This window comes from Snodgrassella communis (assembly GCF_914768045.1).
Classification (GTDB): domain Bacteria; phylum Pseudomonadota; class Gammaproteobacteria; order Burkholderiales; family Neisseriaceae; genus Snodgrassella; species Snodgrassella communis.
Genome location: NZ_CAJZCD010000005.1, coordinates 39562 through 53142, shown reverse-complemented (window position 1 = coordinate 53142; position 13581 = coordinate 39562). Strand labels below are relative to the sequence as shown.

The 13581-nt window shown below is 43.5% G+C and carries 17 protein-coding genes; 14 read left to right on the top strand and 3 right to left on the bottom strand.

Annotation, left to right across the window (positions count from 1 at the left end; translation table 11 throughout):
* Positions 1–336 precede the first annotated feature (336 nt).
* The gene (locus tag MJ761_RS06285; RefSeq protein WP_093093702.1) at positions 337–1011 is read left to right on the top strand and encodes an XRE family transcriptional regulator; all 675 of its coding nucleotides are present in this window, start codon (positions 337–339) and stop codon (positions 1009–1011) included.
* A gap of 134 nt (positions 1012–1145) precedes the next feature.
* On the opposite strand, the gene MJ761_RS06280 is transcribed toward MJ761_RS06285, so the two are convergent.
* Positions 1146–1814: an XRE family transcriptional regulator gene (locus MJ761_RS06280; protein ID WP_093093700.1), complete on the bottom strand. Its 669-nt coding sequence runs from the start codon at positions 1812–1814 to the stop codon at positions 1146–1148.
* A 126-nt stretch (positions 1815–1940) separates the two neighbouring features.
* Between MJ761_RS06280 and MJ761_RS06275 the strand changes: the two genes are divergently transcribed.
* From MJ761_RS06275 to MJ761_RS06250, 6 genes are all read left to right on the top strand, one after another.
* Complete coding sequence (locus MJ761_RS06275; RefSeq protein ID WP_093093698.1) at positions 1941–2171, top strand: transcriptional regulator; 231 nt, start codon at positions 1941–1943, stop codon at positions 2169–2171.
* A complete protein-coding gene (locus tag MJ761_RS06270; RefSeq protein ID WP_141683462.1) occupies positions 2140–2436 on the top strand; it encodes a hypothetical protein in 297 nt (98 codons plus the stop codon). The genes MJ761_RS06275 and MJ761_RS06270 overlap by 32 nt, the downstream gene beginning before the upstream one ends.
* Positions 2437–2449: 13 nt before the next feature.
* Complete coding sequence (locus tag MJ761_RS06265; RefSeq protein WP_141683461.1) at positions 2450–2668, top strand: hypothetical protein; 219 nt, start codon at positions 2450–2452, stop codon at positions 2666–2668.
* Positions 2669–2759: 91 nt separating this feature from the next.
* Positions 2760–3917 (top strand): winged helix-turn-helix domain-containing protein, encoded by a 1158-nt coding sequence (locus MJ761_RS06260; protein WP_093093692.1) that lies wholly within the window; start codon positions 2760–2762, stop codon positions 3915–3917.
* Positions 3907–5748, top strand: a complete 1842-nt coding sequence (locus tag MJ761_RS06255) for a DnaB-like helicase C-terminal domain-containing protein (RefSeq protein ID WP_176715109.1) — start codon at positions 3907–3909, stop codon at positions 5746–5748. The genes MJ761_RS06260 and MJ761_RS06255 overlap by 11 nt, the downstream gene beginning before the upstream one ends.
* A complete protein-coding gene (locus tag MJ761_RS06250; RefSeq protein WP_141683460.1) occupies positions 5705–6217 on the top strand; it encodes a hypothetical protein in 513 nt (170 codons plus the stop codon). The genes MJ761_RS06255 and MJ761_RS06250 overlap by 44 nt, the downstream gene beginning before the upstream one ends.
* Before the next feature lie 225 nt (positions 6218–6442).
* On the opposite strand, the gene MJ761_RS06245 is transcribed toward MJ761_RS06250, so the two are convergent.
* Positions 6443–6790: a helix-turn-helix domain-containing protein gene (locus tag MJ761_RS06245; protein ID WP_093093686.1), complete on the bottom strand. Its 348-nt coding sequence runs from the start codon at positions 6788–6790 to the stop codon at positions 6443–6445.
* Positions 6774–7022 (bottom strand): type II toxin-antitoxin system RelE family toxin, encoded by a 249-nt coding sequence (locus MJ761_RS06240; RefSeq protein WP_093093684.1) that lies wholly within the window; start codon positions 7020–7022, stop codon positions 6774–6776. The genes MJ761_RS06245 and MJ761_RS06240 overlap by 17 nt, the downstream gene beginning before the upstream one ends.
* Positions 7023–7183: 161 nt before the next feature.
* Here MJ761_RS06240 and MJ761_RS06235 point away from each other — a divergent pair, with 161 nt between their 5' ends.
* From MJ761_RS06235 to MJ761_RS06205, 7 genes are all read left to right on the top strand, one after another.
* Positions 7184–7603 (top strand): hypothetical protein, encoded by a 420-nt coding sequence (locus tag MJ761_RS06235; protein WP_093093682.1) that lies wholly within the window; start codon positions 7184–7186, stop codon positions 7601–7603.
* A complete protein-coding gene (locus tag MJ761_RS06230) occupies positions 7584–7898 on the top strand; it encodes an HNH endonuclease (RefSeq protein ID WP_093093680.1) in 315 nt (104 codons plus the stop codon). The genes MJ761_RS06235 and MJ761_RS06230 overlap by 20 nt, the downstream gene beginning before the upstream one ends.
* A gap of 306 nt (positions 7899–8204) precedes the next feature.
* Positions 8205–8681 (top strand): terminase small subunit, encoded by a 477-nt coding sequence (locus tag MJ761_RS06225; RefSeq protein ID WP_093093678.1) that lies wholly within the window; start codon positions 8205–8207, stop codon positions 8679–8681.
* On the top strand, positions 8682–10403 hold the full coding sequence (locus MJ761_RS06220) for a terminase large subunit (RefSeq protein WP_093093676.1): 1722 nt from the start codon (positions 8682–8684) through the stop codon (positions 10401–10403). It begins immediately after the preceding gene.
* Between the two features lie 3 nt (positions 10404–10406).
* Positions 10407–11657 (top strand): phage portal protein, encoded by a 1251-nt coding sequence (locus MJ761_RS06215; RefSeq protein WP_093093674.1) that lies wholly within the window; start codon positions 10407–10409, stop codon positions 11655–11657.
* Entirely contained in the window at positions 11654–12304 is a 651-nt protein-coding gene (locus MJ761_RS06210) for an HK97 family phage prohead protease (protein WP_093093672.1), read from the top strand. Before MJ761_RS06215 ends, MJ761_RS06210 begins: the two co-directional genes overlap by 4 nt.
* Positions 12305–13531: a phage major capsid protein gene (locus tag MJ761_RS06205; RefSeq protein ID WP_093093670.1), complete on the top strand. Its 1227-nt coding sequence runs from the start codon at positions 12305–12307 to the stop codon at positions 13529–13531. It abuts the gene before it with no gap.
* Positions 13532–13581 lie beyond the last annotated feature (50 nt).

Here is a 13581-nt window from a genome sequence, read left to right as displayed (position 1 = left end):
ACGGCTTGCCAGCAAGCTCCTTAACTTGCCTCGGGCTTTTATATTCCGCTGCCCTGAGCCGGTGCGGTGAAGTTGTTTAACTTTGATGGACTTAGTCTATCTATAATTTACCATATAAGTCAATAAATAATTGACTTAAAAAACGAAAAATAATATATGTTATTGATTTGTATTTATATATTCTTTAAGCGTGTTAATGAATAGTTTTTCTTTATGCATATAACTAGTATAACTTTTTATAACAAGTTCTCTTTGTGTAAAATTTAAGATTGTATTAATTGTAAGGGTTAAGATTTTGTTTAATAATTCGTAATTAAAAAGAGAATAGTTAGAACAATGAGTAATATTCACATTCGTATTAAAAAAGCTAGAATTGCCAAAGGTTTAACTCAAGCGCAATTTGCAGCAAAGTTAAGTCTATCGCCTACAGCTATCCAATTATGGGAAAATGACGATGAAACAGAAGCTACTGCACCAAAAAGGACACGCATGGAAGATGTTGCTAAAGTCTTAGGTGTAACAGTGTCGTGGTTACTGTGTGGGGAAGAATTTATACCGTCAGAGGATAGTATAGGATTTACAGAAAATTTTGATTCCACTCGTACACACAAGCAGATCATGATGTGTGATTTCGATTTATCAGCAGGTAAAGGGAATGCTAGATGGGTTATAAAAGAGGCTGAGGTACCTTTGTTAATTAGAAATGTGTGGTTTAAATCTGAAAATTTAATACCCAGTGATTTGCGAGCTGTGCGCTTTAAAGGTAATAGCATGGTTCCACATTTAGAGAATAACGATATTGTAATGATAAATATTAATGATATCGAATTGGTGGATGATGAAATATATGCTATTGTTTATAAAAATAATTTTTTTATTAAAAGACTTAGGCAGACCGGTGATGGTATTGACTTGATAAGTTCAAATAGTGACTATGAGACTATTAAGGTTTCATACAGTCAAGCAAATACACTTGAGATTTTAGGGAGAAAAGTCTGGCGTTGTGGCTAGCTCTTTTGTCTCACTTTTATTCTAAGACAGCTCAAAAGCTGTCTTTTTGTTTCTTTTGGGATTCGCACAACAATTTCTTGGATTTTCTTGTTAATGAAGATACCATAATTAAAAAGTTGAAGTTTAGGTAATTATTAGATTCTATCAAGACGAAGAACTGCAATAACTTTTCCGCATATCTTAATTGAATCAATCTCGTCCCCTGATAAAATATCAACTGGGTAATTTTTATTGTCGCTAATAACACGTAAAGACCCGTCAATTGAGTGCTGTAATCTTTTTACACTCAACCCGATAGGTGATGCAAAAACATAAATACCCTCAGTAGAATAGAAATTCACAGTCCCATCAATAAACAACAAATCGCCACTTTCAAATGTGGGCTCCATTGAATCCCCGTACGCAGTAATTATAGATATTGAACTGTAATTCCCACCAATATATTTTCTTGCCCAAGCTTCCGACACTTCGATTAGTTGAATTGGCTCAGGGAAATCGCTATTTATCGCCCCTGCTCCAGCAGCAGCCTTAACATCGAGAAGCTTGAACTGAATAAATCCATTTCTAGGCTTTATTTCCAATATTGGTGAGGCTGAGGATGTTTTTGGTTCAATGTAAGGTAATGGATAAGAACAGATATCAGAAATTTTAACCATAATCTCAAACGGAGGTGAATTTTTATTCTTCTCCCAAGCAGAGACTGTCGCTTTCCCTCCAACTTCTAATGAAAATGCTAATTTTTCTTGGCTAAGTCCTGCGTTTAGACGAGCATCTTTTACCCATGCACCAACATTATATTTCATAAAAAAATCCTATTTTTAATATACGTAAAGAGTACATCTAAAATAGACAGTTTGTCGTATATTTTAGATTGACTTTTAAATCAATTTAAAATAGACTTTGCTGCTAATAATCTTAATGAGGTGGCGATGAATATTTACATACAGAAAGCAATTAAAAAAGTCGGCAGCCAAGCGAAGCTAGCAAGAAAGTTGAAAATTTCAAAGGGCGCGGTTAGTAGTTGGTTAAGAGGAATTAATAATGTCCCACCCAAGAAAGCTCTAGAAATTGAAAAATTAACAAATATTTCTGCGATTTCAATCGTGTTTCCTGATAGAGAGAATAAGAATGACAACCCAAGCAAACCAGATTTTGAATAATCAAAATACAGAAGCAGCAGAGGTTGTATTTAGCCTCGCTGCTATTCGATATCAAGTAGAAAAATTAAAACCGCATTTTCTTAATTGCAGCCTTGGCTTCAGCGATAGTGAGTTCTTTGAGTTGGCTTCTAATTTTATTGAGATCGTTTCTAGTGAGGACGTGCCTGCATTTATCGCACGGCAAGCCTATGAGTCGGGAAAGGTCGTTTTTTCCCCCTTTTTTCGTCTTAAGCCCTTTTTCACTGCATTGAGTGCAAGACGGTAGCGAGAACCGGAGGATGCCCACGATGACAATTAAAGCATCTCAAATCTATCTGCAAGATGGTCAATCTGAGGTTGATTTGAAATTCAATGATGAATGGTGCCAGCTCAAGGAGCTGATTCGCGCCGGCAGGAAAGAGGAGGCGCATCGGTTGTTGGATGTGCTAAGTGAAATATACCGAAACCGCCCGACTGAGGTGGTTGAGGCGTTAGAAGTGGAGATGGGTTTGCGATGAATGGTTATAAAAAAAAGCCCACGAGAGTGGGCTTTAAGGAAATGACCGTTGGGCAGCCATTCAATTCATTAATATAAATACGGGTGTAATTATGACTACTGTAGAAAATTTTGTCAATGATAACTCTTTAAAAATAGGCGATATTATCGGGGATGTTACATGTGCCTACAATCCGCGTCTGAAGCGTATATGTAATGGCGACATTAAGGCTGGGCTGGTTTTAAATCAATTGCACTATTGGTGGAAACGTTGTACTGGTGCAACAAGGGTTTTTTATAAGTCTGTTAAGGAACTGGCTGGTGAGCTGGATTTAAGTGAATATGCGGTACGTAAGTCTATTAAGCTGCTGGAAAGCCTTGGCTATATCCAGCGCAAGATTAAGAAGCTTGAGCATAGAACTTATTATCTGGTTGATGAGGCTGCGATTAGAAAGGCGGCTGAGTGTTTTGATGCTGATAAAGCTGACAAGCCTAAATATCGTGTATTTACTGGTGTGTTTGGTCGCTTTTGCCGAGGTGGGAAATATGACATTTCCCGAATGACGACATGTCGCAGTTCGGGAGTGGTGACATGTGACAATTCGGGAGTGACGACATGTCAACACTCGGGAGTGGCGACATGTGACAGTTCGTATAAGGAAGAGATTTATACAAAGAATTATTCAGAGAATTATTCAGAGATAGAGTGCCACCGCGATTCTGAGGATTTTGAGTTAGTCCCGGATGGTGAACAATCAGAATCGAATGATGATTATGCTGATGATGGTGGTGTGGTGTATGCGCCAATAGGGCTGCATAAGAAATGTGGCTGGTGTGAAAACTGGGTAATGCCGGATAAATATCTGGACTATGCGGCAGCTAAGGGGCTTGTTGGGACTGCGCTGAATATTGAGATTGAGAAGTTTGTGAATTACTGGCTATCTGGTGATGCTAAGGATTCGAAGAAGCGCAATTGGGAGGCTACATGGCGCAGATGGGTTTTAAAGTGGCTGGAGTACGGTGCTGGCAGGATGGGTGTCAATAAACGCCGGAATGAATGGGATTGTACTAATGCGCGCTATGTGGAGGTAAAACCGAATCTGCGGGTGTATGGGGTAGATGTTGGCGGGCGCAGGGTGTTTGTTTCTGTTCTTGGAACAACTGGGGAATGGAACGCGCCGAGATGGGAAGAGGTAGGCACTAGCTCAAGCGCTAATGAGTTGTTTATGGAAACTGTGCGTCTGTGGAATGGAGCTGATTATGGACGCTAGGGAGGTATCGCAGTTGCTGGCTGATAAGGCGTTGAGTGTGTCTGAGTATCTGCTACCCAATGGCAGGAAAAATGGCAATGAGTGGTGCTGTGGTTCGGTTAATGGGGAGGAGGGGCAATCGCTTAAGGTGCATTTATGCGGCAGTAAAGCTGGTGTGTGGAAAGATTTCAGTGATCAGGACAAGGGTGGTGATTTGCTGGATTTATGGGCTGCGTGCAGGAGTTTAAGCTTTGTTGATGCGCTTAAGGATGCCTGTAGGTGGCTGGGGGTTGAGTTTGCTCCTAAGTTTTCGGTTGCCAGTAAGAAGTCTTTTACGCGCCCGTCTGTGCGTTTGGGGGCGGTGATTGAGCCGCAGGCGGATGGTTATTTTGACAGGCGGCGCATTAATGGCAGTACGCTTAAGGCTTACTGTGTAGCCAATCATGACAGGGAGATTGCTTTTCCGTTAATGGTTGATGGTGCTGTTTATAACGTTAAGTATCTGACGCCACGGCGTAAGAGGGATGAGAAAAACCGCTGGCGGCAGGAATCAAACTGTGAGCCGTGTTTGTTTGGCTGGCAGGTTATTACGCCTGATGATGATAAGGTTGTGATTACTGAGGGGGAAATTGATGCGCTGAGTGTTTTTCAGTCTGGGGTAAAGGCTTTGTCGATGCCTAGTGGTGCGAAGAATCTGGAGTGGATTGAATACGACTGGGAGCGGTTGCAGCAGTTCAGGGTGATTTATCTGGCTTTGGATAATGATGACGCGGGACAGCTGGCTACGGTGGAGGTGTTGCAACGGCTTGGTGAACACCGGTGCAAGTTGGTTGATTGGGGCGATTTTAAGGATGCTAATGAGTGTCTGTGTGAGGCTGGTGAAGCTGGGGTTCTGGATGCAATAGTTGGTGCTGAGTATAAGAAGCCGGAGGATTTGAAAAACGCCATTGAGTATGCGGAAATTCTGTTTCAGGATTTTAATGGGTTACTTGATACGGCCACGGGCAATACTACGCCATTTGCTGGGATGAAAGATTTTAAGTTTGGTATGGATCAGTTGACGGTATGGACTGGTTACAGTGGCCACGGTAAAAGCCAGCTATTGGGGTATTGTATGTGTGAGATGATTCTGAGGCAAAAGGAACGTATTTGTTTGTTTTCGGGGGAGATGAAGCCCTACAAGGTATTAAATCGCATGGTTAGGCAGGTATGTGGAAAACAGCGTCCTAATCAGGATGATTTAACTGATGCGTTGAATTTGTTGTCTGGGGGGATGAATATCAATGGTGAGCGTTGTACGGAAGACAATGGTAATGAATCTGGCGGGCTGTGGATATATGACGTGAATGGTGCAGCCAGTCTGGAGCGGATGCTTAATGTTTTTAAGTATGCGAAGCAACGATATAACTGCCGGCATTTTGTTATTGATAGTTTGATGATGTTGGGGGTGGCTGAGAGTGATGTGGATCGGCAGAAGAAGATTGCGGAGATGCTGCGGGATTTTAAATCGCAAAACAATATTCATATTCATTTGGTTGCGCACCCGCGTAAGCCTGACAATGGTGATGAATCTAAGCCGCCAAATAAGCATGATGTGAGGGGATCGGCGGGGATTACTGATCTTGCTGATAATGTTCTGGTTGTGTGGCGCAATAGTGAGGCGACGGGATATGGGGCAGATCCGGATGCTAAGCTTATTTGTCAAAAGCAACGGGATTCGGGCTATCAGCCTATGGTTAATCTGTTTTTTGACCGTGAAAGCTGCCAGTACCATGAGCGCGAAAGGGAGGCAATCAGTATGATTACTGGTGAAAGAGTTCGGCGGGATTTTAAGTCGCCATACGCGCGATGATGATGCGATATTCTGGGGAAGTGAAGTTTTAAAGGGTTGTTTGATGATGAGTAAAATTGAGATTGATACTGCTGTGGATGTGCTGACTGCGTATGAGCGAACTATGGCAGACCGGAAGCGGCAGGGGCATTGTCTGAGTGCTGAATGGCGTTACGGGAAAGATAAGGTAATCAGGGATTATGCTTTTGATGGTGTGCACTATAAGCCTGAGGTGTTTGCGTTGGTAAGATGTGCGTTGTCGTTACTGGCGCAAAACAATCGGGAGGCGTTTAATGTGCTTAATATTGAGTATGGGCGCAAAAGTCCTTATTTTAAGCGCCGTTCAATTTCTGCACGTCATCGCGCTATGGTTAATAGGATGACATGGGCTGAACAGGTGGAAAGGGCTTTGGTGCTGTTTTGGGCGTATATGCAAAAATGTGATGATTTTGATAAATTTTTTTACAATTCACCCTTGCGCATGGCTTGAAAATTTAGTATATTTCTAGTTAACAATTAGTTAATACTTTTTAGTGCCGGTGGCAGCTTTGCTGCACCTAATTGAAAGCTATTAGCATTGTTCTCCTTTTTAGTTGATACACTTATTATTTCATCTTTTACCCGCCTGCTCCTTGGCGGGTTTTTTATTGTGGATTCTGTATTTTAATTTGTTAGTACTAAGTAATAAGCCAGCTTAATCGCTGGCTTTTGTATTTTAGCAATCTAATTGTTCTTCATTAATACCTAAAGCAGTGGCAAGTTTGGTGCGAGTTGCTTTAGTGGGCTTTTCTGAAGCTTCCAGTTTTAGATAGGCGGGTTGTGACATGCCAAGCTTTTCAGCGCATTCTGATTGTGTTAATTCCAGATATTCGCGCCATGCTCGGGCTGGGGTGTAATCTTGTTCAATTACCATGCCTACCACTTCGCTTGGAATGGCGTTTGTAAGGTTAATAACAGGTTGATTGGTTAGTTGTCTGAAATCTTCATATGGAACAACAACAAACTGAGGCATTCCTTGTTTGTCGTTGATGATTTGATAGTTAGGATTAATATGTGCGTTCATCACGTTTTTTAACCTCTTCAATTGAAATAATATGGATGATGCCATCAAAGTTAAACAGTACTCGGTAGTTACCGACCCGCAAACGATATCCGTATTGGTGATTGGATAGTTTTTTAACATTTGCGCATTCTGGCATATTGGTTAACTCTTCAATTTTCCGATAGATGAGTTTTCTATCAGGAATTTTCCGCAATTGTTTAAGGGCTTTGGGTTGGTAAGCTATTTTGTTCATGGTGTTGTTATAACTTTTTAATAACTAAATTATAACCAAAATATAACTAACATACAAGTAAGGAATAGATATGGTTGATGGTAACGACTACAACTAACGCTGTATTGAATTAAGACAAGCCCACCACATGCGCGTGTGGGCTTTTTTTATTGGAGTTTAAAATGAACGAATCTATAGATTTTGCACAGGCGTATCACAACGGGATTAATTTATGCAGAAATAGGGCAGCAGAGGAAGCGGAAATTGATGCTGTACTTTCCCGGTTTTGTGAAGAGGTACATACTGCCAGCAAGGGCAATTTGGTGTTAGAGGTTGGCAGACGGCCTTATGGTAATCCATCTGATTTAAAAGTGATTGCGATAAAGCGAAGTAAAAGTAAAGCTAGAGGACGCAAGACGCTGGTAGATATTGAGCCATCACAGGGCGGATATCCGTGCGTGATTAGGCATGGTGGCTGGTTTAAATCTGTTATTGATAAAGATGGTCTTGAAGCATCGCTTGCCGAAGTACTGCAAAGCCATAGCGCAGCTCATAAGATTCACTACCTACTGACACGAAGATATGAAGATACCAACGCTTAAAAGTAGCCTACCTGAGTTTAACAGTTCATCTGCCACGGTACTCAGGGATAAACCGGGGGCTACAAAACGCATACGAGGCTATCGATGGCAGGAGATAAAGAAGAGGGTGCTGGCACGGGATGGTTTTCGATGCCGATCCTGTGGCTGTATTGGTGGCAGCTTACAGGTTGACCATATCATTCCATTGGAGTTAGGTGGTCGTAATGATGATAGTAATTTGCAAGTACTATGCGCGGATTGTCATAAGCGTAAAACCACCAAAGAACTGCGGCAGCGATACAAGCGTGGATGGTGAATCTATTAAGCGATGAGTGTAACCGTTTAGATTATTACGCATGAGATAGTTACGTTATGCTATTGCTTTGATTTATATTCTTATGTGAAATAGTAATCTTGAGTAACTATTTATTATTATTTCTGGATTGCTTAAGAAATAGGCAATTATTATTATTTTTAGACTGCTCAAAAAAATAGGCAGGGGTGGTAGTAATGTTGGGTTACTATCACACGCTGACACCGCGCGCCCTCTCATTTATAAAAAAAATGGCCTGAAAACACCTGTTAATTAACAAAATCTGCTCAAAAAAATAGGCAATTTGCTATGTCGCTTAATGATAAACAGGAATTATTCGCACTTAATGTGGCCGCGGGGATAAATCAGACGGAAGCCTGTGTTAATGCGGGTTACAGCAGGAATGGTGCAGCCGCTGCCGCATGTCGTTTAATGAAAAATCAGGCTGTTTTAGCACGCATTGAGGAGCTGAAAAAACAGCAAAACAGACTTAACAAAAATATTAACAAAATTGTTAACAATGATGTTAACACGGATGTTAATCCTGTTAAGTCTGTATCACCACCCAATGATGACCCTTTGCAGTTTTTGGTGATGGTAATGAATGATGATAACTGGCCGCACAAGCTGCGGATTGATGCTGCTAAAACCCTGATGCCTTATAAGCATGGGCGCATTGGCGAGACCGGCAAGAAAGAGGCGGCCAGAGATGTGGCCATTGAAAAATCACGCGCTGGCGGACTGTCTGCGCGGTTAGAGCAGAAAGGTTTGAAACAGGTGAAATAAATGGCTGATTGGGTGACAGCCTGCCCTGACTGGGAAGAGCGGATTGTTAACCGGCAGTCATTAGTGCCTAGTGAGCCGCTATTCCCTATTGTGGCAGAGATTGCGATTGAGGTATTTGGTGATTTAATAGTGCCCGACATGACCGGATTGCCAAGAATGCGTGATGTAATGCCGCAGTGGGTGTTTGATTTTGTTGGTGCGATTTTTGGTGCGCTTGATCCAGATACGCAGCGTAGACTAATCAAAAAGTTCTTTCTGTTGATTAGCAAGAAAAACGCTAAATCAACCATTGCTGCCGGAATTATGATAACGGCTCTCGAACTGAATGAACGTAATTTAGCTGAGGCTATCATTCTGGCGCCAACGAAAGAAGTAGCTGATAATTCGTTTAAACCTGCGGCGGGTATGATTGAGTTTGACCCGGAAATGCAGGACAAATACAGCATTTCCAAGCATACAAGGACGATAACGCATTTAGCTACTAAGTCAACCCTGAAAGTTGTGGCCGCGGACGATAAAACAGCAGGCGGCCTGAAAGCCGCCTTTGTTTTGATTGATGAGCATCATTTATTTGGCGCGATGGCGAATGCGGAATCCATAATTAAAGAAGCCACCGGCGGCCTGATGTCTAAAGTGGATGGTTTTTTAATTATTTTGTCCACACAATCCCGAGAGCCGCCCGCTGGTGTGTTTAAAACGGAACTGGAGTATGCGCGTTCGGTACGGGATGGTAAGACGGCCGAGGGTAAAGAAATTGTTGATAAGACTTATTTGCCGGTTTTGTATGAGTTTCCGGCTGCGCTTATTAAGTCGGGCGCGTATAAGAAGCCTGAAAACTTCTATATAACCAACCCAAGCCTTGGCTACTCAGTAGACGAGGCTTTTTTGATTAGTGAGTATCGACAGGCCGAACTGAAAGGCGAAGAAACGCTTATTGAGTTTGAGGCCAAGCATTTAAACAAGGAAGTCGGGTTAAATTTACGCTCAGATCGCTGGAGTGGTGCAGATTACTGGCTGGCGCAGACGGATGATACGCTGACGCTAGATACGCTGCTGGAACGCAGCGAGGTGGTGGTAATAGGGCTTGACGGCGGTGGTAATGATGACCTGTTTGGATTGGCCGTGGTTGGGCGGGAAAAAGAAACTCAGCGCTGGCTTTCATGGTGTTATGCATGGGCAAACCCACCGGTGCTGAGTAATCGCAAGGATATCCTGCCCCAACTGGATAGTTTTGTGAAAGACGGTGACATGACCTTTTGCCAAAATGTAGGCGATGACCTGAAAGAAGTGGCTGAGATATGTTTGAAAGTCGGCGAAACGGGTTTGTTGCATTCTATAGCGGTTGACCGCTATGGCATGGAACCGGTTTTGCAAACCATTCATAATAAATTTGTTGCCAGTGGCTACGCTTTTCCTGCTGATGGCCTGTTTAAAGCGATATCACAAGGCTTCAAAATGACAGGCACGATTAAAGCCACGGAGCGCGCTTTGGCCAGCAGAAATATGTGGCACGCTAATCAGCCACTGATGAACTGGAATGTTGGTAACGCCCGCGTTATCCAGTCGGGCAACGGTATTCAGGTAACCAAACAGTACGCAGGTTTTGCCAAAATTGACAGCCTGATGGCGCTGTTTGATGCTGTGGCTGTGATGGCGACCAATCCGACCTCACGATATAACGGCGGCCTTGATTCTTTTCTGGACAATTACATAATAGGTTAAACAATGGCTGATTTACAGGATACTGGCTTTTTTCGCCGCATTCTGAATGCTTTCAGGCCACAGTTAAAGCTAGGCAAAGGCGAGAGCTTCGCGGCAATTGATAGCGCATCGTCGGTTAGTGGTGTCATGGTGACGCCAGAGAAAGCGTTAAAACTTTCGGCTGTGTGGGCATGTATTAATTTACGCTCCGGGCTGGTATCTACCCTGCCTTTTGCCTTACGAACTGCGGATAAAAATATTGCTACTGAGCATCCTTTGTATGACATCTTTCGCTATGCGCCCAATGCCGACATGAATCCATGCGAATTCTGGCAGGCATTGATGACTTCAATAGACATATATGGCAATGCGTTTGCTGAAATCAAACGCAAAGGCGAGCGGATTATATCGCTGGAAGTGCTTGATGCGGCCAGAATGAAAATAACCCGCCTGCAAACGGGTGCGGTAGTGTATGAATACAATGAAAGGGACGGAACGCGAAAACTGCCCGACCGGGATGTCTTTCATCTGAAAGATTTCACCATGGACGGAATAACCGGGCTTTCTCCGCTGTCTTATGGCGCGGAAATCCTAGGATTGCAAATGGAAGCCAATGATACTACGGCACACGATTACAAGAATCGCTTCAAAGGGCGCGATGTACTTGTATACAGAGGTACAGGGCAAGGCGGGGCGCCGATATTGAATGACGAGCAGCGTAAGAAAACCCGCAAATGGCTGCAAGAGTTTTCAGAGGCAAGTGCCGCAGGGAAAACACCAATACTTGAGGGTGGTTTTGACCTTGTAAACCGGTCGCCATCATTAAGTCCGATTGATGCACAATTGCTTGAATCACGCCTGTTTGGCATTGAGGAAATCTGCCGCTGTTTTTCTGTGCCACCACAATTAATTGGACATACCAGTAAATCGTCTAGCTGGGCATCCAGTTACGAAAACACAGTGTTAAGTTTTCAGGCATTTGTAATGGTACCGAAGCTGGCGCGGATTGAGCAGACGATTACGCGCAAATTGTTAAGCCCAGCAGAGCGCAAGATTTATACGCCCAAATTTAATACCGAAGGGTTATTGCGCGCTTCACCCGCCAACCGCGCCAGCTTTTATACCTCAATGGTGCAAAACGGGATTTATTCACGCAATCATGTGCGCGACCTTGAAGACTTGCCGGCAGTGGAGGGCGGAGACGAATTAACCGTGCAGTTAAATATGGGTACGTTGAATCATGCAGCAAATGAAACTTTAAAGAGGCAAGAATGATGCAGACAAAACGTCTTGATATGCCGCTTGAAATTAAATCCGTCAAAGAAGACGGTTTTTTTTCGGGTTACGGTTCTATAAATGGCAATATAGATTCTTATGGTGATGTGGTAGTGCCGGGGGCGTTCGCAAAGTCGCTGGCGGAATGGGAAGCCCGTAACCGAATGCCGCCAGTGTTATTTAATCATGACTGGAATGCACCTATCGGTTGCTATACCAAACTGGTTGAAGATGAACGAGGGCTGTATGTCGAGGGTAAATTACTGATCGACCAGATAGGAAAAGCACGGGAAACACATGCATTATTGCAGGCCAAGGCGATTGATGGCCTGTCTATTGGTTATAGAATCATACGGCAGGAATACGACCGTGAAGCGGATACCAACAGATTGATCGAAGTAAAACTATATGAAATATCCGTCGTTATTTTTCCAGCTAATCCAGAAGCTAGGGTGGATTATGTCAAGTATGATTATGGCTTACCCTCATCCGAACAGTTCAAAGCGCTGTTAATGCAAAACGGATTTAATGCAAAGCAAGCCGCTGTCATTCACGACAGCGGTTTTTTTTCGTTGTCACAAAAGGCAACACCAACCAACCACGTGTCTGAAATAGACGAAGTTATACGAATTTTAGGAGCTAACTAGATGGCTGATGAAAATGAAATCAAAGCAGTTGAACTGGCCAAAGTACTAAAAGAAAAGCAGGAAGCGGTTAATAAGGCAGTCGACGAAGTCAAGGGACTTGGCGAGGAACTTAAAGGCAAGCTTGCGAAAGGTGACAAAGTTACCGAAGAACTCAAAAACGATGTTGACAAGCTGCTGACTGAGGTTAACGGCCTGAAGTCGCAAGTGCAGGATATGGAACAGGCGCAAGCGCGCAATCCTGTCACCTCGCAAGGTAAGCAGACCTTGGGGGGCATGGTGGTTAAGTCTGAACAGTTTAAAAGCTGCGCCAACATATCCCAAGGCGACAAGCTGCACATTCCTATTAATACTAAAGAGTTAGGCGGTTCAGACTATATGAGTTACAGCGCCGGCGCATTAGTACAGCCGCATACTGTTAGTGCTGTCACCTTGCCGGAGCAGCGATTAATGGTGCGTGATTTGCTTACGCCGGGTAATACCGATAGTGCCATGATAATTGTACCCAGAGAAGAAGCTTTTCAAAATAACGCCAATGTGACACCTGAGGGATCTGTAAAGCCTGAATCACAGTTAAACTATGTGCAGGAAACGGTGCCGGTTGTAACTATTGCCCACTGGCTTAAAGCAACCAGACAGATATTGAGTGACGCGTCCGGCTTGCAGTCTATGATTGATGGCCGTTTACGGTATGGCCTGAAACTCAAGGAAGAGCAGCAGCTATTAAATGGCATCGGTGGTGGCGTAGAGATAGATGGCCTGATACCTAACGCTACAAAGTTTAAAAATGAAAGTAACGTTAAGGACTTTACCATTATTGACCAGTTACGTCTGGCCATGCTGCAGGTGGTATTGTCTGGCTACAGTGCTACCGGCCATGTACTTAACCCGGTGCAATGGGCAGAAATTGAAATGGCCAAGGATGACATTGGCCGCTATGTAATCGGTAATCCGCAGGGGCAGACAATCCCGACATTATGGGGGCAGCCAGTTGTTGCCACGCCGTCTATGCCACAAGGAGAGTTTCTGACTGGTGCTTTCAAAATGGGGGCACAAATCTTTGACCGGTGGGAGATGGGTATTAATATCGCCTTTAATAACGATAGTGATTTTGTTCGTAATATGGTAACCATATTGTGCGAGGAGCGGCTGGCACTGGCTATTTACCGGAAAGATGCATTTGTAACGGGTAAATTGCAGGGTGCACAGACTACGCCGCCGAATTCCTAAACAAACCAAAACCGTTTATTCCGCCCCTTACGGGGCGGCTGAGGGCGATT